Origin of the sequence: Pseudomonas sp. OTU5201, from assembly GCF_038440135.1 — a bacterium.
In the GTDB taxonomy this organism is placed as follows: domain Bacteria; phylum Pseudomonadota; class Gammaproteobacteria; order Pseudomonadales; family Pseudomonadaceae; genus Metapseudomonas; species Metapseudomonas resinovorans.
This window is the reverse complement of the sequence record NZ_JASATC010000054.1, coordinates 15,109-31,811: the sequence shown is the minus strand read 5'-3', so window position 1 is coordinate 31,811 and position 16,703 is coordinate 15,109. Positions and strand designations below refer to the sequence as shown.

Genomic DNA, 16,703 nt, shown 5'->3' with positions numbered 1-16,703 from the left:
CCCGTTTCGCTGGCAAGCCAGCTCCTACAAGGCTCTTGGCCGGATGGGAAATTTCTCGCAACAGCTAACGCAGACATAGCGAATTCATTGGCCAAAGGCGGCGCAGCAGCCCCCTGTTGATCCCGAATGGCAGGCCTTCGGGCTGCCTGGCGAATGAATTCGCCCCTACAAGAGCCTCATCCGACGTGAAACCCGCCGACCTCTTCCCCTTCCTGCACTGGCTACCCGCAACGCGTCCCCGCAGCCTCGGTCGCGACGCATTGGTGGGTCTGACCGGCGCCATCCTTGCCCTGCCACAGTCCATCGCCTACGCGCTGATCGCCGGACTGCCGGCAGAGTACGGGCTCTATGCTGCGGTGGTGCCGGTGATCATCGCCTGCCTCTGGGGGGCGTCGTGGCACTTGATCTGCGGACCGACGGCAGCCATTTCGGTCGTGCTCTTCGCCAGTGTCAGCCCGCTGGCCGTGCCAGGCAGCCAGGACTACATCGGGCTGGTGCTGTTGCTGACGTTCCTCGCCGGCGCCTTCCAATGGCTGCTGGGCATTCTGCGTTTCGGCTCCCTGGCCAACTTCGTCTCCCAGTCCGTGGTGCTCGGCTTCACCCTGGGCGCAGCCTTGGTGATTTCCCTCGGCCAGGTACCCAACCTGCTCGGCCTCGCCAATCTGGAAGGGCGCGCCACGGCCTGGCAGAGCGCTCTGGAGTTGGCCAGACATGTGCGCGAAGTGCATTGGCCATCGCTGGCGGTGGCGACCTTCACCCTCAGTCTTTCCGTTCTGGTGCGCAGCCTGTGGCCGCGCCTGCCGGCGCTGCTGATCGGCATCATTGGCGGCAGCCTCCTGGTACTGGCGATGCCCACTACCTTTGCCGGCGTCGAACGGGTGCCCCCCTTCAGCGGCAGCCTGCCGCCGCTTGCCTCGATTCGTATCGATGCTGAGGACGTGTTGCGCCTGCTGCCTTCGGCCGTGGCCTGCGGCCTGCTCGGCCTGGTCACCAGCCTGTCCATCGCCCGCGCCCTCGCCAGCCAATCGCGACAGATGCTGGATGCCAACCAGGAAACCCGTGGCCAGGGCCTGTCCAACCTGATCGGTGCCTGGTTCTCCGGCTACCTCTCGGCAGGCTCTTTCACACGTTCCGGGCTGAATCTCCAGGCCGGCGCCCAATCGCCGCTGGCCGGCGTGTTTTCGGCGCTCTGGGTGGCACTATTCGCCTTGCTGGGCGCGCGGCTGATCGCCCACATCCCGCTGCCGGCGATGGCCGCGAGCATCCTGCTGATCTGCTGGGGGCTGCTGGACAGGCGAAGCGTGCGCCAGCTCTGGCGGGTCAGCCGAGCAGAGTTCGCGGTAATGGCACTGACCTGCGTGGCGACGCTGCTGCTGGAGTTGCAGACGGCCATCTACGCCGGAGTGCTGGCCTCGTTGTTCTTCTACCTGAAACGCACCTCGCAGCCACGGGTGCTGCAGGCGAAGGAGGGGGATGCCGAGGTGCTGCGCATCGAAGGGTCGATCTTCTTCGGCGCCTGTCCGTACCTGCAGAAAGTGATCCAGCGCAGCCGCGCCGGGCGCCTGGTGCTGGATGCGCACCATGTGAATTTCATCGACTACGCCGGCGTGAGCATGCTCCACGACGAAGCGCGGCGCCTGGGCGGGGAAGGGCGCAGCCTGGTGCTGCGCCGGGCCAGGCCGCAAGTGGAACGGGAGCTGCGCAAGCTGGAAGGCGAGAGCAGCGGCCTGCTGATCGAGAGTTGATCCATCTACAAAAGCTCAGCCTAACCCTCGCTCCTGCAGTCAGCCTTGCGCCAGCTGGCGGCGCAATTCGGCAAGGACCGGCGCGCTGTCAGGCAGTACGCCGCGCCAGAGCAGGAAGGCTTCGGCGGCCTGCTCCACCAGCATGCCCAGACCATCCAGGGTACGCGCGGCACCATGCTCGGCGGCCCAACGGTTGAAGGCGGTCATTTCCTTGCCGTACATCATGTCGTAGCAGACGGTGTGACCTGGCTTGATCAGGCTGGGCGAGATGGGCGGCAGATCGCCGGCAAGGCTTGACGAAGTGCCGTTGATGATCAGGTCCACCGGTTCCTCCAGCCAGTCGAAACCACTGGCGGAAATTGGGCCCAGTTCAGCGAACAGCTGAGCCAGGGCTTCGGCCTTTTCCACGGTGCGGTTGGCAACCACCAGGGCCGCCGGCCTTTCCGCGAGGATCGGCTCTATCACCCCGCGCGCGGCGCCACCGGCGCCCAACAGCAGGATGCGTTTGCCGCTGAGACTCAGGCCGGCGTTGCGGGTGAGGTCGCGCACCAGCCCGGCGCCGTCGGTGTTGTCACCCAGCAGGCTGCCGTCATCCAGCTTTTTCAGGGTGTTCACCGCACCGGCACGTTGGGCGCGGGCGCTGACGCTATCGGCCAGTTGATAGGCCTGCTCCTTGAACGGCACGGTGACGTTGCCGCCCTTGCCGGTTTCGAAGAACTGGCGGGCACAACCGGTGAAGTCGTCCAGCGGCGCCAGTACGGCTTCGTACGTAAGCTGCTGGCCGGTCTGCTCCGCGAACAGACGGTGAATCAGCGGCGACTTGCTGTGGCCGATGGGGTTGCCGAAGACGCAGTAGCTGTCCATCAGAGACCTGCCTCCTTCAGCCAGTCGCGGTCCTTGAGGAAATACTCGGTCAGGCGCGCCTCTTCGCTGCCCGCCTCCGGCTTCCAGTCATAGCCCCAGCGCACCTGCGGCGGCAGGGACATGAGGATGGACTCGGTACGGCCACCAGACTGCAGGCCGAAAAGGGTGCCGCGGTCGAACACCAGGTTGAACTCCACATAGCGGCCACGGCGGAACGCCTGGAACTCGCGCTGCTGTTCGGTGAAGGGCGTTTCCTTGCGCTTCCTCAGGATCGGCAGGTAGGCCTCCAGGTAGGCATCACCGATGGCGCGCATGAAGGCGAAACTGGTGTCGAAATCCCACTGGTTCAAGTCGTCGAAGAACAGGCCGCCAATGCCGCGCGGTTCGTTGCGATGCTTGAGGTGGAAGTAGCGGTCGCACCATTCCTTGTAGCGCGGGTAGACGTCGGCACCAAAGGGCGCGCAGGCGTCGCGGGCGACTTTGTGCCACAGCACGCAGTCTTCCTCGACGGCGTAATAGGGGGTCAGGTCGAAGCCGCCGCCGAACCACCAGACGGGCTCTTCGCCTTCCTTCTCGGCGCAGAAGAAGCGCACGTTGGCGTGGGAGGTGGGCACATGGGGGTTTTCCGGGTGGATCACCAGGGACACACCGAGGGCCTGGAAGCCGCGACCGGCCAGTTCCGGGCGGTGGGCACTGGCCGACGGCGGCAGGTTGGCGCCGAACACATGGGAGAAATTCACGCCGCCCTTCTCGATCAGTCCGCCGTTCTCGATCACCCGGGTGCGGCCCCCGCCACCAGCGGGACGAGTCCAGGCATCTTCGTAGAAGTCGGTCTTGCCGTCTTCGGCCGCGAGCGCGGCGCAGATGCGGTCTTGCAGATCGAGCAGGTAGGCCTTCACGGCCTCGATACGGTCAGTCACGTGGTCAACCCTGGCAGCGGTTAGGTGGCGGAAAAATGAGCAGGCAAGCATACCACCGCCCAAGAGCCCGGGCAGCTTGACGGAAATCAAGGGGAGGCGTTGGATGAGAGCTTTTCCGACCAGGAGGTTGCAAGCATGGCCAGTCGCATCCAATTCTCTGCCTACGGCGGTCCGGAGGTCCTCGAGTATGCGGAGTACCAGCCGGAAGAACCGGGGCCGCAGGAAGTGCGGGTGCGCAATCGCGCCATCGGCCTCAACTTCATCGACACCTATTACCGCAGCGGCCTCTATCCGGCACCGAATTTCCCCACCAGTCTGGGCACAGAAGGCGCAGGTGAAGTGGAAGCGGTGGGCAGTGCGGTCACCCAGTTCAAGGTGGGCGACCGCGTCGCCTACGCCACCGGTCCGCTAGGCGCTTACAGCGAGCTGCATGTGCTGCCTGCGGACAAGCTGGTGCGCCTGCCGGACAGCATCAGCTTCGAGCAGGCCGCCGCCGTGATGCTCAAGGGCCTGACCGTGCAGTACCTGCTGCGCCAGACCTACGAACTCAAAGGTGGCGAAACCATTCTCTTCCATGCCGCCGCCGGTGGGGTCGGCCTCATCGCCTGTCAGTGGGCGCGCGCGCTGGGCGTGAAGCTGATCGGTACCGTCAGCTCGCCGGAGAAAGCCGCGCAAGCCAAGGCCAACGGCGCTTGGGCGACCATCGACTACAGCCATGAGAACGTCGTGCAGCGCGTGCAGGAACTCACCCACGGCGCCAAGTGCCCGGTGGTCTACGACTCGGTGGGCAAGGACACCTGGGAAACGTCGCTGGACTGCGTGGCGCCACGCGGCCTGATGGTGAGCTTCGGCAACGCCTCGGGGCCGGTCACCGGAGTGAACCTGGGTATCCTCGCGCAGAAAGGCTCGCTCTTCGTCACCCGACCGACGCTGTTCGGCTACGCCAGCACGCCGGAGCGCCTGCAGGCGATGGCCGATGAGCTGTTCGCGCTGATCGCCGACGGCCGCATCAAGGTGGAGGTGAACCAGCGCTTCGCTCTGGCCGACGCGGCCAAGGCACACATGGCCCTGGCCAACCGCCAGACCACCGGATCGACCGTGCTTATCCCCTGAGCACGCGACCGCTGACCAGGTCGCGGATCACGCTGGGATTGCGACGCCCGCCAAGGGCGCCGCCCAGCACTGCGTCCAGCTTGTCGCCGAAATACTGCTGCACGCGCAGGCGCGAGTAGGCGGCGGGGCGGCCAGAAGGGTTGGCGGAGGTGGACACCAGCGGGCCGGTGTGGGCGCAGAGGTCGCGTACCAAGGGGTGGTCGCTGACGCGCAGGGCGACGCTGTCGTGCTGGCCGGTGATCCACTCCGGCAGCAGGTTCTGGTGCGGCACCAGCCAGGTGTTCGGGCCGGGCCAGCTGCTGGCGAGCCGGTCGATCCAGGCGTCCGGCAGGCCTTCGAGGAGGAAGTCGAACTGGCGGATGTTGTCCGCCACCAGGATCAGCCCCTTCTCCACGGGACGCTCCTTGAGCGCCAGCAGGCGATACACCGCGTCTTCGTTCCAGGGATCGCAACCCAGTCCCCAGACCGCCTCGGTGGGATAGGCGATCACACCACCTTCACGCACGACCCGCGCCACTTGCTGCACACGCCAATTGCTGACCATCAACCGCTCCCCGCAATACTGGATCGGCAAAGTGTACAGGGCTCAACCTTGGCGATGCACCCAGCAGCCGGCCTCACGGGCGACGCGGCCCTGCAGCTCCAGGTCGGTGAGTTCGGCGAGCAGGCGCGGCAGCTCCCAGCCGCTGGCCGCGGCCAGCCCTTCGCTGCTGTAGGGCGCAGCACGCAGCAGCTCGAGCAGCGGATGGTCGCCCTGCGTCGGGGCATCGGACTGGGGCTCGGAAGGCATGACCTGCCAGCCGCGCAGCGCCTCAAGGATGTCCTCCACCTTTTCAACCAGGGTCGCACCTTCGCGGATCAATTGGTGACAGCCGCGCGCACCGGGGTGGTGGATGGAGCCGGGAATGGCGTAGACCTCTCGGCCCTGCTCAGCGGCCAGACGTGCGGTGATCAGCGAGCCGCTGGAGGGGCTGGCCTCGACGACCAACACACCGAGGGATAGGCCGCTGATGATGCGATTGCGCCGGGGGAAGTTGGCCGGTTGCGGCGGGCAGTCCAACGGCAGTTCGGATACCAGCGCACCGCCTTCATCGACGATGCGCACCGCCAGGCTGCGGTGGCGGTTGGGGTAGATGCGCTCTAGGCCCGTGCCGAGCACCGCCACTGTTGCGCCCCCGACCTCCAGCGTCCCCTGGTGGGCCGCGCCGTCGATGCCCAGGGCCAGTCCGCTGGTGATGACGAATCCTCCGCCCGCCAGGCTGCGGGCAAATGCACGGGCAGTATCCAGGCCGGCCGCAGAGGCGCGGCGACTGCCGACCAGCGCCAGCTGCGGACGCTCCAGCAGCGTGGCGTCGCCAGCGATATAGAGCAGTGGCGGCGCGTTGCTCAGTTCAGCGAGCAGGGCGGGGTAGGCGGGGTCATCCCAACACAGCACCTGGTGGCCGGGCCGCTCCAGCCAGGCCAGGGCGTGCGCCGCGGCATCACGGATTTCCGGGCTGCGCCGCGGGTCGGCGCAGGCTCCCGGCAGGCCCAGGGAACGCCAAGCGGCAGCTGGCGCGCTGAGGGCAGCGGACGCGGAGCCGAAGGCTTCGAGCAGACGACGGAAACGGGCAGGGCCGAGTTCGGGGAGGTGGTGCAGACGCAGTCGAGCTTCCAGCTCGGCAGGGGAGATTGATGGCACGTCGATCGGTCCTTGATCGCGCCGCGATTGCGGCAGGACCGCCATCAATACAACAAGCCCCCGCAGGGCGGGGGCTTGGAGGTGTTACGGGTTGTGTACCTTGTCCAGCACCGCCAACTGGCGGGTGGCAGCGAGGACCAGTCCGTAGCTGAGCTTGTCGTAGGTGCGGAACACCATCAGCAGGCCGGCGCGCTCGTCGGGGATCTTGATGAATTCGTCGGTGACGCGGTCACGTACGGTTTCGCCGGTCTTGTAGACCGCCAGCACGTTGCCTTCCACCAGGCCGTCACGCTTGCCCTTGTTGATGGTCACCACATCAAACTGGCCGATCTGGGTCACACCGCGCGGTACGTCGAGGATCACGCCACTGATGTCGCGGTCTGGCGCGCTGGGCATGAACGTGGAGTTGATCGCGCGTTCCTCGGTTGGGAACAGGCGGTCGCCCAGGCGCACCTCCTGGGTGGAGCGGGACAGTAGCAGGGTGCCGATATCGCCTTCGTCGGCCACCATCTCGCCGCCGCCGATGTCGTCGGCGTTAACGCCGAGGAACTCCTTGGATTCCGGGTCTACGTAGGTCTTGCCCTGGCGGAAGATGCCGTAGACCGGTTGCTCCTGGGAGAAGTTGCCACGGGCATAGACACGATCACCGGCGCCGCTGACCACTCGCTCGGCATTGCCGGCGACGATGTAGGGAGCGGTTTCGAATTCCTTGGGATCGTCGATGATGCGGTTGGTCAGCAGGAAGGCGTTGATGGCTTCCAGCGGGATCGTCGGAATGGCTTCCGCCATCGGCGTGCTCCGCACCTGGGGCGAGAGCTTGATCGTGCCGCGGGAAGCGCCGCGGTTCAGCATCAGGCGCGGCTGGCCGTCGACATAAACCAGGCTCAGCATGTCGCCGGGATAGATCAGGTGCGGGTTTTCGATCTGCGGGTTGGCGTGCCAGATTTCCGGCCACTTCCACGGCTGGCGCAGGAACTTGCCAGAAATATCCCAGAGCGTGTCGCCCTTGACGACGGTATAGCGCTCCGGATGCCCATCCTTGAGTTCCACCGCAGCCTGGGTCAGGCCACTGGCGGCCAGGAGCAGCAGGGCGAGTAGTGATTTCCTCATGCGGTGAATCCCTTTATTATGTTCATTCACATGCAACGCCCTGAGAGCCGCCCCAACCGGGCTCTTCAGCCGTTTTTCGATGCTGCTCACCATCTTAGCAGCGGATTTTTAACTTATTCCACAAGTGCATCACAAACGCATATGGCGATTCTGAACATTCTCGAGTTCCCCGATCCGCGGTTGCGCACCATTGCCAAACCGGTTGAGGTGGTCGACGACTCCATCCGCCAGCTGATCGACGACATGTTCGAAACCATGTACGACGCTCCGGGTATCGGCCTGGCCGCCACCCAGGTGAACGTTCACAAGCGCGTGGTGGTGATGGACCTTTCCGAAGACAAGTCCGAGCCACGGGTCTTCATCAACCCAGAGTTCGAGTCCCTGACCGACCAGATGGACCAGTATCAGGAAGGCTGCCTTTCGGTACCGGGCTTCTATGAAAACGTCGATCGTCCGCAGAAGGTGAAGATCAAGGCCCTCGATCGTGACGGCCAGCCCTATGAGCTGATCGCCGAGGGCTTGCTGGCCGTGTGCATCCAGCACGAATGCGACCACCTCAACGGCAAGCTCTTCGTCGACTACCTGTCGTCCCTCAAGCGCGACCGCATCAAGAAGAAGCTGGAAAAGCAACATCGCCAGCAGGCTTGATTCCCTCGATCCCAAAGGCTTGCTCCGGCAAGCCTTTTTCTTTAGCGAGTACCCATGACTGAGCCCCTGCGCCTCGTCTTCGCCGGCACCCCGGAGTTCGCCGCGGAGCACCTCAAAGCCCTGCTCGACTCCCGCCACCAGATCGTCGCCGTCTACACCCAGCCGGACCGCCCGGCCGGTCGTGGGCAGAAGCTGATGCCGAGCCCGGTGAAACAACTGGCCGTGGAACACGGCATCCCGGTGCTGCAGCCGCCGACCCTGCGCGACCCGACCGCCCAGGCCGAGCTCAAGGGCCTCGATGCAGACCTGATGGTGGTGGTTGCCTATGGCCTGATCCTACCTCAGGTGGTGCTCGATACCCCGCGCCTGGGCTGCATCAACAGCCACGCCTCGCTGCTGCCACGCTGGCGTGGTGCCGCACCGATCCAGCGCGCGGTGCAGGCAGGCGATGCACAGAGCGGAGTCACCGTGATGCAGATGGAAGCCGGCCTCGACACCGGTCCGATGCTACTCAAGGTCACCACGCCGATCAGTGCAGATGACACCGGCGGCAGCCTCCATGACCGCCTCGCCCAGCTCGGACCGAAGGCAGTGCTGGAAGCCATCGAAGGGCTGGCCGCCAGCACCTTGCAGGGTGAAGTCCAGGACGATGCCCTAGCCAATTACGCCCACAAGTTGAACAAGGACGAGGCGCGCCTCGACTGGGGTCGCCCGGCCATTGAGCTGGAGCGCCTCGTGCGCGCCTTCAACCCCTGGCCCATCTGCCACAGCACACTCGGTGGAGAACCGTTGAAGGTGCTGGCCGCCGTGCTCGGTGAGGGCAAGGGCCAGCCCGGCCAGATCCTCGCCGCCAGTAAGGACGGCCTGACCGTCGCCTGTGGCGAAGGAGCCCTGCGCCTGACCCGCCTGCAATTGCCCGGCGGCAAGCCACTGAACTTCGCCGACCTTTACAACAGCCGCCGCGAGCAGTTCGCCCCGGGCAAGGTACTGGGCGCATGAATCCCCGTCTCGCCGCCGCCCGCGCACTGGCCGCGGTACTCTCCGGCAAAGCCTCCCTGGGTGGCAGCCTGCCGCCCCAGTTGGACAAGGTCGATCCGCGCGACCGCGCCCTGGCCCAGGACCTCGCCTTCGGCGCCGCCCGCTGGCAGCCCCGCCTTGCCGCCCTGGCCGAGCGTCTCTTGCAAAAGCCTTTCAAGGCCGCTGACAAAGATGTGGAAGCCCTGCTGCTGGTGGGCCTCTACCAGCTCTTCTACACCCGCATTCCCGCCCACGCCGCCATCGGTGAAACCGTCGGCTGCGCGGACAAGCTGAAGAAGCCTTGGGCCAAGGGATTGATCAACGCGGTGCTGCGCAACGCCCAGCGCGAGGGCGAGACGATCTTCGCCGAGCTGGAACGCGACCCGGCAGCGCGCACCGCCCACCCGCGCTGGTTGCAGAAAGCACTCAAGGCCGCCTGGCCAGACCACTGGGAAGCAGTCTGCGCAGCGAACAACGCCCACCCACCGCTGATCCTGCGCGTCAATCGCCGCCATGGCAGCCGAGACGCTTATCTGGCCGAACTTCACCAGGCCGGCATTGCCGCCGAGCCCTGCGCGTTCAGCCGCGACGGCATCCGCCTCGCCGAAGCCTGCGATGTGAAGACCCTGCCGGGCTTCGCCGAAGGCCGCGTCAGCGTGCAGGACGAAGCCGCGCAACTGGCCGCCGACCTGCTGGAGCTGGCCCCCGGCCAACGCGTCCTGGATGCCTGCTGCGCCCCCGGCGGCAAAACCTGCCACCTGCTGGAGGCCGAGCCCGGACTGGCCGAAGTGCTGGGGGTTGACCTGGAAGAAAGCCGCCTGGTGCGCGTGCGCGAAAACCTCGCACGCCTCCGTCTGGATGCCCGCCTGATCGCCGCCGACGGCCGCGACACCGGCACCTGGTGGGACGGCAAACCGTTCCAGCGCATTCTCCTCGACGCGCCCTGCTCGGCCACCGGGGTGATCCGCCGCCACCCGGATATCAAGCTGACCCGCCAGGCCGACGACATCCCGGCCCTGGCCAAGCTGCAAGGCGAATTGCTCGATGCCCTCTGGCCAACGCTCGAAGTCGGCGGCATCCTGCTCTACGCCACCTGCTCGGCACTGCCGGCGGAGAACAGCGACACCCTCGCCGCGTTCCTCGCCCGCACGCCTGGCGCCCGTGAACTGGATATCCCAGGTCCCTACGGTTTGAAACAGCCCCATGGCCGCCAGCTGCTGGTGCAGGAAAACGGTCATGACGGCTTCTACTATGCGAAGTTGATCAAAATCGCCGCCTTGCCCCGCGGCTAAGGGAGCCTGCAGTGAAGATCATCATTCTCGGCGCCGGCCAGGTTGGCGGCACCCTCGCCGAACACCTGTCGGGGGAAGCCAACGACATTACCGTGGTCGACACCGACGGCGACCGTCTGCGCGATCTCGGCGATCGCCTGGACATCCGCACTGTCCAGGGCAAGGGGTCCTTCCCCACCGTCCTGCGCCAGGCCGGTGCCGACGACGCCGACATGCTGGTGGCGGTGACCAACAGCGACGAGGTGAACATGGTCGCCTGCCAGGTGGCCTACACCCTCTTCCACACGCCCACCAAGATCGCCCGGGTGCGCGAAGCGGCCTACCTGACCCGCTCCGGCCTCTTCGACAACGAAGCCATCCCGGTAGACGTGTTGATCAGCCCCGAACAGGTGGTCACCAACTACATCAAGCGCCTGATCGAGTATCCCGGCGCGCTGCAGGTGATCGACTTCGCCGAAGGCAAGGCCCAGTTGGTGGGGGTCAAGGCGTACTACGGCGGTCCGCTGGTGGGGCAGGAGTTGCGACAGATCCGCGAGCACATGCCCAACGTGGATACGCGCGTGGCCGCCATCTTCCGCCGCAACCGGCCGATCCTGCCCAAGGGCGACACCGTGATCGAGGCCGACGACGAGGTCTTCTTCATTGCCGCCAAGGCGCATATCCGTGCAGTGATGAGCGAACTGCGCCGCCTCGAAGACAGTTACAAGCGCGTGGTGATCGCGGGCGGCGGGCACATCGGCGAACGCCTCGCCGAGGCCATCGAAAGCCGTTACCAGGTGAAGATCATCGAGATGAGTCCGGCGCGCTGCCGTCATCTCTCGGAAGTCCTCGACAGCACCATCGTGCTGCAAGGCAGCGCCTCCGACCGCGACCTGCTGGTGGAAGAGAACATCAACGATGCGGACATCTTCCTGGCCCTGACCAACGACGACGAGGCCAACATCATGTCCTCGCTGCTGGCCAAGCGCCTGGGTGCGCGGAAGGTGATGACCATCATCAACAACCCGGCGTACGTGGACCTGGTGCAGGGCGGCGATATCGACATCGCCATCAGCCCGCAGCTGGCCACCATCGGCACCCTGCTGACCCACGTGCGCCGTGGCGATATCGTCAGCGTGCACTCCCTGCGCCGCGGCGCGGCCGAGGCCATCGAAGCCATCGCCCATGGCGACGCCAAGTCGAGCAAGGTAGTGGGCAAGATGATCGAGGACATCGCGCTGCCGCCAGGCACCACCATCGGCGCCATCATCCGCGACGAGGAAGTACTGATCGCCCACGACGATACGGTGATCGAGTCGGGCGACCACGTGATCCTCTTTCTGGTGGACAAGAAGTACATCCGCGATGCCGAGCGCCTGTTCCAGGTTGGCCTGACCTTCTTCTAAGGGGACACTGCATGCTCGAAGGACTGGAAAAGATGTTGGCCAAGGGCGTGGACAACGCCCTGCTGCGGTTCGGCCTGGGCAAGGGCTACCTCGACCAGGGCGATGCCGCCAAGGCTGCCCTGCACCTGCGCCGCTGCGTGGAGCAAGACCCGAAGTACTCCGCCGCCTGGAAGCTGCTGGGCAAATCCCTGGAGACGCAGGGCGACATCCCCGCTGCACGTGAAGCCTGGACCCAGGGCCTGGATGCCGCCCGCGCCCATGGCGACAAGCAGGCGGAAAAGGAGATGACCGTATTCCTCAAGCGCCTGGACAAGCGTGGGGGCGCTACGGCCTGATCAACATACCGTGAGTCATTATGACATCCTACAGATGTCCTTATGACTGCGAAAAATCGCAGTCATAAGGACACATAGCATTCCAAGTAGTTGATTTTATTGGCCAGATCGACTGGCCCGATTCTTGTTTTCCAGCCTGGGTCGCGGCGAAGCCGCGTTCTTTCCTCTGGAACAGGAATCCCCGTCATGTCACAACAACCCTTCGATAATCGCCTTGCCGTAGTCACCGGAGCCAGCTCGGGTATCGGCTTGTCCGTCACTGAGAAACTGCTGGCGCAAGGTGCGCGCGTCCTGGCCATGAGCCGAACCCTGGGGGAGCTGGACAGCCTCCTGACGCGCTACGACCAAACCCTGACCTGGCAACCTGGCGATGTCACCCGCGCTGCCGATCTGGCCGCTTTGGCGGAAGTGGCCGGGAGTCTGGGCCAGGTCGACTGCCTGGTGCCCAACGCGGGTATCGCACGCCTGGCCGACGGTCTGGACACCACAGCCTTCGCGGCGCAGTGGGCCGTGAATGGCGCCGGTGCCCTCGATACGCTCGCCGCCCTACGCGAGCGGTTGGCGCCATCAGCCTCGGTGGTTTTCATCGGCACCTTCTTGTCTCATGTGACCTTCCCCGGTCTCGCCGCCTATATCGCCTCGAAGGCCGCACTGAAAGCCCAGGTCCGCACGCTGGCTGTGGAAATGGCCGAACGCCAAGTGCGCCTGAACCTGGTGTCGCCGGGCCCCACCGATACGCCGATCTGGTCGACCTTGGGCTTGGGCAGCGACGATCTGGCGGCAGTGGCCGGCACAGTGAACCAACGCCTGCTGGGTGGCCGCTTCCTCGATCCCGCAGCCGTGGCCGATGTCATCCTCTTCCTGCTCTCGCCCGCTGCGCGCGGTCTGTACGGCCAGGACCTGGTGGTGGACAGCGGCTATACCCTGCGCTGAACGCCCTTCGCCCCGCCACCCAGAAGCGGCGGGGCTCCGGATCACTAGCCGCGCAGATAACCGAGGGTCTGTTCGGTGGTCCAAAGCGCATTGGCGATGAACCGGAAGTTGATCAACGCGGCCAGGTAGCCATCGCCTTCCGGGGTCGTCGGACCCGCCGTGGCGTCACGCACCACTGCGACTTCAAACCCGGTCTCCAGCAGCTCACGCAGGTGGGATTCCACGCAGAGGTTGGCGGCCATACCGGCCAGGATCACCTGCGACACGCCGTGCTTGCGCAGTTGCAGCGCCAGGTCATTGGTTTCCGGGCCATAGACTTTGTGCGGCGAGGCGATGATGGTCTTTCCGTCGAGGATGTAGGGCTTGTACTCGGGCAGGAAGTCCGCGCCGGAGTTTTCGAAGCCTTCCAGGTTCAGCGGACCCTTGCGGTCGAACATGCCGATGTTGTGCATGACTTTCTCCAGCGGTCCGCCGAACTGCCACTGGTGGTCGCTGGGGTAGTAGTAGTGCGGCGATACAGCAACCGTGATGCCGGCCGTCTTGGCCGCGGCGAAGAGCTGGCCGATGTGCTTGACCGTGTCGTGCTCGGTAATGCTCTTGCCGAACACACTCCAGCTCACCCCTTCAGGGCTGAGGAAGTCGATCTGCGGGTCGATGACCACCAGCGCGGCGCGGGACAGGTCGAGCTTCATGCCCGGATCGGGCAGCGCGGGTTCAAGGGGATCGGCGTAGGGGGATGTCTGGCTCATGAGGGTGAATTCCTGTGGGCTGTGGATAAATCGCGCAAGGCCATGGCAGCCGGCCTTCTGGCTGGCTACCATCGGCTTGAGTTCATCCTATGGCCGTGCCCCCGACGGCTTTTCCCTGGACGTACAGGATCTTTGCCAGGTTGTCCCCTATGGATGTCCTTTCCGAGTTTTTCGAACGCACCAATCTCCAGGGCCGACTGTTCTTCGCCGGCCGCGTGGACGGCGCCCTGATGCTCGACAAGCCACCCGGGATGGCATTCATCCATCTGGTGGAGCGTGGCGGCCTCGACTTGATCCAGCCGGGCATGCCGAAAGTGTCGATCAGCCAGCCAAGCGTGCTGTTCTGCCCGAGTAGCTGCCGCTACCAGTTGCGTTCCAGCTCCATGGAAGGAGCCGAGCTGATCTGCGCTTCCTTCCAGTTCGGCAGGGGCACGGCGCAGCCTCTTCCCCTTGGGCTGGAAGAAACCCTGGTGTTCCCGCTCGACGCCCTCGGCCATGCGCTGCCGGTAATCCGTGCCCTAGTAGGGGAATTCCAGGACCAGGCGCCAGGTCGCGCCAAAGCGCTTAACCTGCTGTTCGAGTATCTCTTCGTGCTGCTGGTGCGGCGGGCAGTCCAGGACGGCAAGATCGCCGGAGGCCTGTTCTACGCACTGCAGGATCCTCGGCTGGGCGCCGTACTGAGCCGGCTGCATGGCGAGCCCGAAGCGGACTGGAGCGTGGAACGGATGGCGGGGCTGGCGGCGATGTCGCGCTCGAAGTTCTCCGCCTGGTTCAGCCGGGTGCTGGGCGTTTCGCCCATGGGCTATCTGAGCGGCTGGCGCATGAAAGTCGCCCAGGACTTGCTGCGAGACGGAGTGCCGATCAAGGTTGTGGCAGACGCTGTGGGCTACAGCTCGCAAGCGTCCTTTTCCAGAACCTTCGCCAGCCTGGTGGGATGCCCGCCGGCGGAATGGCTGCGCCAGGACGCGCGTGAGGTGCCCACAGTAAAGGCGCGGCTCACCGCTGCGGACGACTAGTCGCTGTCGAGGAAACGAAAACCGGCGCCCTCGGTATCCACGCGCATCACTTCCATTTGCAGGATCGGCGCCTCGATCGGCAGATCCTGCACCTGGCCGCAAACGATGCTGCCGACGGACAGGGCGGCCAGGTCGGGATGGCGGACATAGACGCCGCCATCGGACAGGTCACGGGTCTGGGCAATCAGGTCGCCGAAGCTCGGGTGGCTGATCTTGATCCTGCATTTCATCGGAGTTCGGGGAAATTGACGCTGGTTCGCCATGGGATCGCATCATCCTGAGCCGTTTTTGCTGCCGTCGTTAATACGGCGAATCGCGCCCGGATACAACCCTTCTGCGGGAGAGCCATGATCCGACCCATGAAAAAGGCGCCTTCCGGCGCCTTCTTCGTCAGTACCACTTCGTCTCGCCCTCGGGGCGTTTCTTGAAGCGCTTCATGCTCCACATGTACTGGGTCGGATAGGCCCGCACGTATTTCTCCACCACCTGGCTCATGGCGGCAACGCCTTCTTCGACGTTATCGCTGTACATGCCTTCGGGCGCGGCTTCGAGGATCACCTTGAAGCCCGAGCCATCGGGCAGGCGCAGGGCATGCAGGAACACGCCGCGCGCCTTGCCACCGGCGAGCATGCCGGGGACGAACTTGCTGGTCAGCGCCTGGGTACCGAGGAAGGGTACGAAGACGCCCGCCGACAGACTCGGCTCAGGGTCGGCGGGAATGCCCACGGAGCCGCCCTTGCGCACTTCCTTGATGACGCTGAGGATGCCTTCCTTGGTGGACGGCGCCACGCGGTTACCCAACTGCACACGCTGCTTCTGCAGCAGCTCGTCCACCGCCTTCAGCTTCGGCGGGCGGTAGAAGATGATGGGTTTGCACTGGGCGCAGTAGAAGTGGTTGAGCACTTCCCAGTTGCCCAAGTGGCTGGTGATGCCCACCACGCCCTTGCCGCTGGCCAGGGCCTCGTGCAGCACTTCCAGTCCTTCCACTTCGCGTACCAATCCGATGGATTTCTCCGCCGGCCAGATCCAGGCGCAGGCGCTTTCGGTGAAGGTCTTGCCGATGTCCATCAGGCTTTGGCCAACGCGCTGCTCCAACTCCGCCGGCGACCACTCGGGAAAGCATTTGGACAGGTTGATCCGCACCACGTCGCGGGAACGGTTCGGCAGCTTCCACATCAGCCAGCCAATGGTCGCGCCAACCGCTTGCACGGCGCGCCAGGGCAACATCGCGAAGAGGCGCAGGAAGCCGACAATCAGCGCACCTTTCAACTTATCCACAGGCAACTCCAGGACGTTCGAAAGCGCGCATTCTACCCTCGCACCGGATCACAGGGTCAGCTCGCGATAACGGTCGCAGTCGGTGGTGTGGTCCATGACCATGCCGGCGGCCTGCATGAAGGCATAGCAGATGGTCGGGCCGACGAAGGTGAAGCCAGCCTTCTTCAGCGCGCGGCTCATGGCTTCGGCCTCGGGGGTGACCGCCGGGACCTGGCCGCGCTCGCTGAAGTGGTTGATCTTCGGTTTGCCGCCGACGAATGACCAGAGCAGCGCTACAGGGTCTTCCAGGCGAAGCCAGGCCTGGGCGTTCTGCCTGGCTGCCTTGAGCTTGAGCAGGTTGCGGATGATGCCCGGGTCCTGCATCCGCTGTTCGATCTCTTCGTCGCTCATCACCGCCAGGCGCTTGGGATCGAAGCGGAACAGCACCTCGCGGTAACGCTCACGTTTCTTCAACACGGTGATCCAGGACAGACCGGCCTGGAATCCTTCGAGCAGGAGCAGCTCGAAGAGCGCCGCCGGATCCTTCAGCGGAACTCCCCATTCGGTGTCGTGGTAGGCGATATAGAGGGGGTCGTCATTGCACCAGAAGCAGCGTGGCATAAGGCTTTCCATGCGGT

General features: G+C 65.0%; 18 protein-coding genes. 9 read left to right on the top strand and 9 right to left on the bottom strand.

From position 1 onward, the window contains the following. Positions 1-185 precede the first annotated feature (185 nt). Entirely contained in the window at positions 186-1,745 is a 1,560-nt protein-coding gene (locus tag AAHM40_RS24350; RefSeq protein ID WP_342246978.1) for a SulP family inorganic anion transporter, read from the top strand. Positions 1,746-1,784: 39 nt separating this feature from the next. Here the strand turns inward: AAHM40_RS24350 and aroE are convergent, their stop codons facing one another. Both aroE and hemF read right to left on the bottom strand, forming a co-directional pair. Continuing rightward, complete coding sequence (gene aroE, locus AAHM40_RS24345; protein ID WP_342246977.1) at positions 1,785-2,609, bottom strand: shikimate dehydrogenase; 825 nt, start codon at positions 2,607-2,609, stop codon at positions 1,785-1,787. Continuing rightward, positions 2,609-3,529: an oxygen-dependent coproporphyrinogen oxidase gene (hemF, locus tag AAHM40_RS24340; RefSeq protein WP_342246976.1), complete on the bottom strand. Its 921-nt coding sequence runs from the start codon at positions 3,527-3,529 to the stop codon at positions 2,609-2,611. Before hemF ends, aroE begins: the two co-directional genes overlap by 1 nt. A gap of 135 nt (positions 3,530-3,664) precedes the next feature. Between hemF and AAHM40_RS24335 the strand changes: the two genes are divergently transcribed. Next, positions 3,665-4,642: an NADPH:quinone reductase gene (locus AAHM40_RS24335; RefSeq protein WP_342246975.1), complete on the top strand. Its 978-nt coding sequence runs from the start codon at positions 3,665-3,667 to the stop codon at positions 4,640-4,642. Here the strand turns inward: AAHM40_RS24335 and AAHM40_RS24330 are convergent. The 3 genes from AAHM40_RS24330 to AAHM40_RS24320 all read right to left on the bottom strand — a co-directional run bounded on the left by AAHM40_RS24330 (position 4,632) and on the right by AAHM40_RS24320 (position 7,433). Further along, positions 4,632-5,186 (bottom strand): L-threonylcarbamoyladenylate synthase, encoded by a 555-nt coding sequence (locus AAHM40_RS24330; RefSeq protein WP_342246974.1) that lies wholly within the window; start codon positions 5,184-5,186, stop codon positions 4,632-4,634. The genes AAHM40_RS24335 and AAHM40_RS24330 overlap by 11 nt on opposite strands. Positions 5,187-5,228: 42 nt before the next feature. Further along, a complete protein-coding gene (gene dprA, locus AAHM40_RS24325; protein ID WP_342246973.1) occupies positions 5,229-6,323 on the bottom strand; it encodes a DNA-processing protein DprA in 1,095 nt (364 codons plus the stop codon). 84 nt (positions 6,324-6,407) lie between these two features. Then, positions 6,408-7,433, bottom strand: coding sequence for a LysM peptidoglycan-binding domain-containing protein (locus AAHM40_RS24320; protein WP_342246972.1), 1,026 nt, complete (start codon positions 7,431-7,433; stop codon positions 6,408-6,410). Positions 7,434-7,574: 141 nt separating this feature from the next. On the opposite strand from AAHM40_RS24320, the gene def reads away from it, so the two are divergent. The 6 genes from def to AAHM40_RS24290 all read left to right on the top strand — a co-directional run bounded on the left by def (position 7,575) and on the right by AAHM40_RS24290 (position 13,043). Further along, entirely contained in the window at positions 7,575-8,081 is a 507-nt protein-coding gene (gene def / locus AAHM40_RS24315) for a peptide deformylase (protein WP_280285136.1), read from the top strand. Positions 8,082-8,135: 54 nt separating this feature from the next. Beyond that, complete coding sequence (fmt, locus tag AAHM40_RS24310) at positions 8,136-9,080, top strand: methionyl-tRNA formyltransferase (RefSeq protein WP_342246971.1); 945 nt, start codon at positions 8,136-8,138, stop codon at positions 9,078-9,080. Further along, positions 9,077-10,390, top strand: a complete 1,314-nt coding sequence (rsmB, locus tag AAHM40_RS24305) for a 16S rRNA (cytosine(967)-C(5))-methyltransferase RsmB (protein WP_342246970.1) — start codon at positions 9,077-9,079, stop codon at positions 10,388-10,390. Before fmt ends, rsmB begins: the two co-directional genes overlap by 4 nt. A gap of 11 nt (positions 10,391-10,401) precedes the next feature. Continuing rightward, complete coding sequence (trkA, locus tag AAHM40_RS24300) at positions 10,402-11,775, top strand: Trk system potassium transporter TrkA (protein WP_342246969.1); 1,374 nt, start codon at positions 10,402-10,404, stop codon at positions 11,773-11,775. Positions 11,776-11,786: 11 nt separating this feature from the next. Further along, positions 11,787-12,110, top strand: a complete 324-nt coding sequence (locus AAHM40_RS24295) for a tetratricopeptide repeat protein (RefSeq protein WP_342246968.1) — start codon at positions 11,787-11,789, stop codon at positions 12,108-12,110. Between the two features lie 186 nt (positions 12,111-12,296). Continuing rightward, positions 12,297-13,043 carry an SDR family NAD(P)-dependent oxidoreductase gene (locus tag AAHM40_RS24290; RefSeq protein ID WP_342246967.1) on the top strand — a complete coding sequence of 249 codons (747 nt, stop codon included), beginning with the start codon at positions 12,297-12,299 and terminating at the stop codon, positions 13,041-13,043. A 44-nt stretch (positions 13,044-13,087) separates the two neighbouring features. Here the strand turns inward: AAHM40_RS24290 and AAHM40_RS24285 are convergent, their stop codons facing one another. Continuing rightward, positions 13,088-13,792: a cysteine hydrolase gene (locus tag AAHM40_RS24285; RefSeq protein ID WP_342246966.1), complete on the bottom strand. Its 705-nt coding sequence runs from the start codon at positions 13,790-13,792 to the stop codon at positions 13,088-13,090. A 149-nt stretch (positions 13,793-13,941) separates the two neighbouring features. Between AAHM40_RS24285 and AAHM40_RS24280 the strand changes: the two genes are divergently transcribed. Then, positions 13,942-14,808: an AraC family transcriptional regulator gene (locus AAHM40_RS24280; RefSeq protein WP_342246965.1), complete on the top strand. Its 867-nt coding sequence runs from the start codon at positions 13,942-13,944 to the stop codon at positions 14,806-14,808. On the opposite strand, the gene AAHM40_RS24275 is transcribed toward AAHM40_RS24280, so the two are convergent. The 3 genes from AAHM40_RS24275 to AAHM40_RS24265 form a co-directional block, all read right to left on the bottom strand. Further along, on the bottom strand, positions 14,805-15,071 hold the full coding sequence (locus tag AAHM40_RS24275) for a PilZ domain-containing protein (protein ID WP_342246964.1): 267 nt from the start codon (positions 15,069-15,071) through the stop codon (positions 14,805-14,807). The two genes, AAHM40_RS24280 and AAHM40_RS24275, sit on opposite strands and share 4 nt — an antisense overlap. A gap of 127 nt (positions 15,072-15,198) precedes the next feature. Beyond that, complete coding sequence (locus tag AAHM40_RS24270) at positions 15,199-16,086, bottom strand: lysophospholipid acyltransferase (RefSeq protein WP_342246963.1); 888 nt, start codon at positions 16,084-16,086, stop codon at positions 15,199-15,201. A 48-nt stretch (positions 16,087-16,134) separates the two neighbouring features. Then, on the bottom strand, positions 16,135-16,686 hold the full coding sequence (locus AAHM40_RS24265; RefSeq protein ID WP_342246962.1) for a DNA-3-methyladenine glycosylase I: 552 nt from the start codon (positions 16,684-16,686) through the stop codon (positions 16,135-16,137). Between the last annotated feature and the right edge of the window lie 17 nt (positions 16,687-16,703).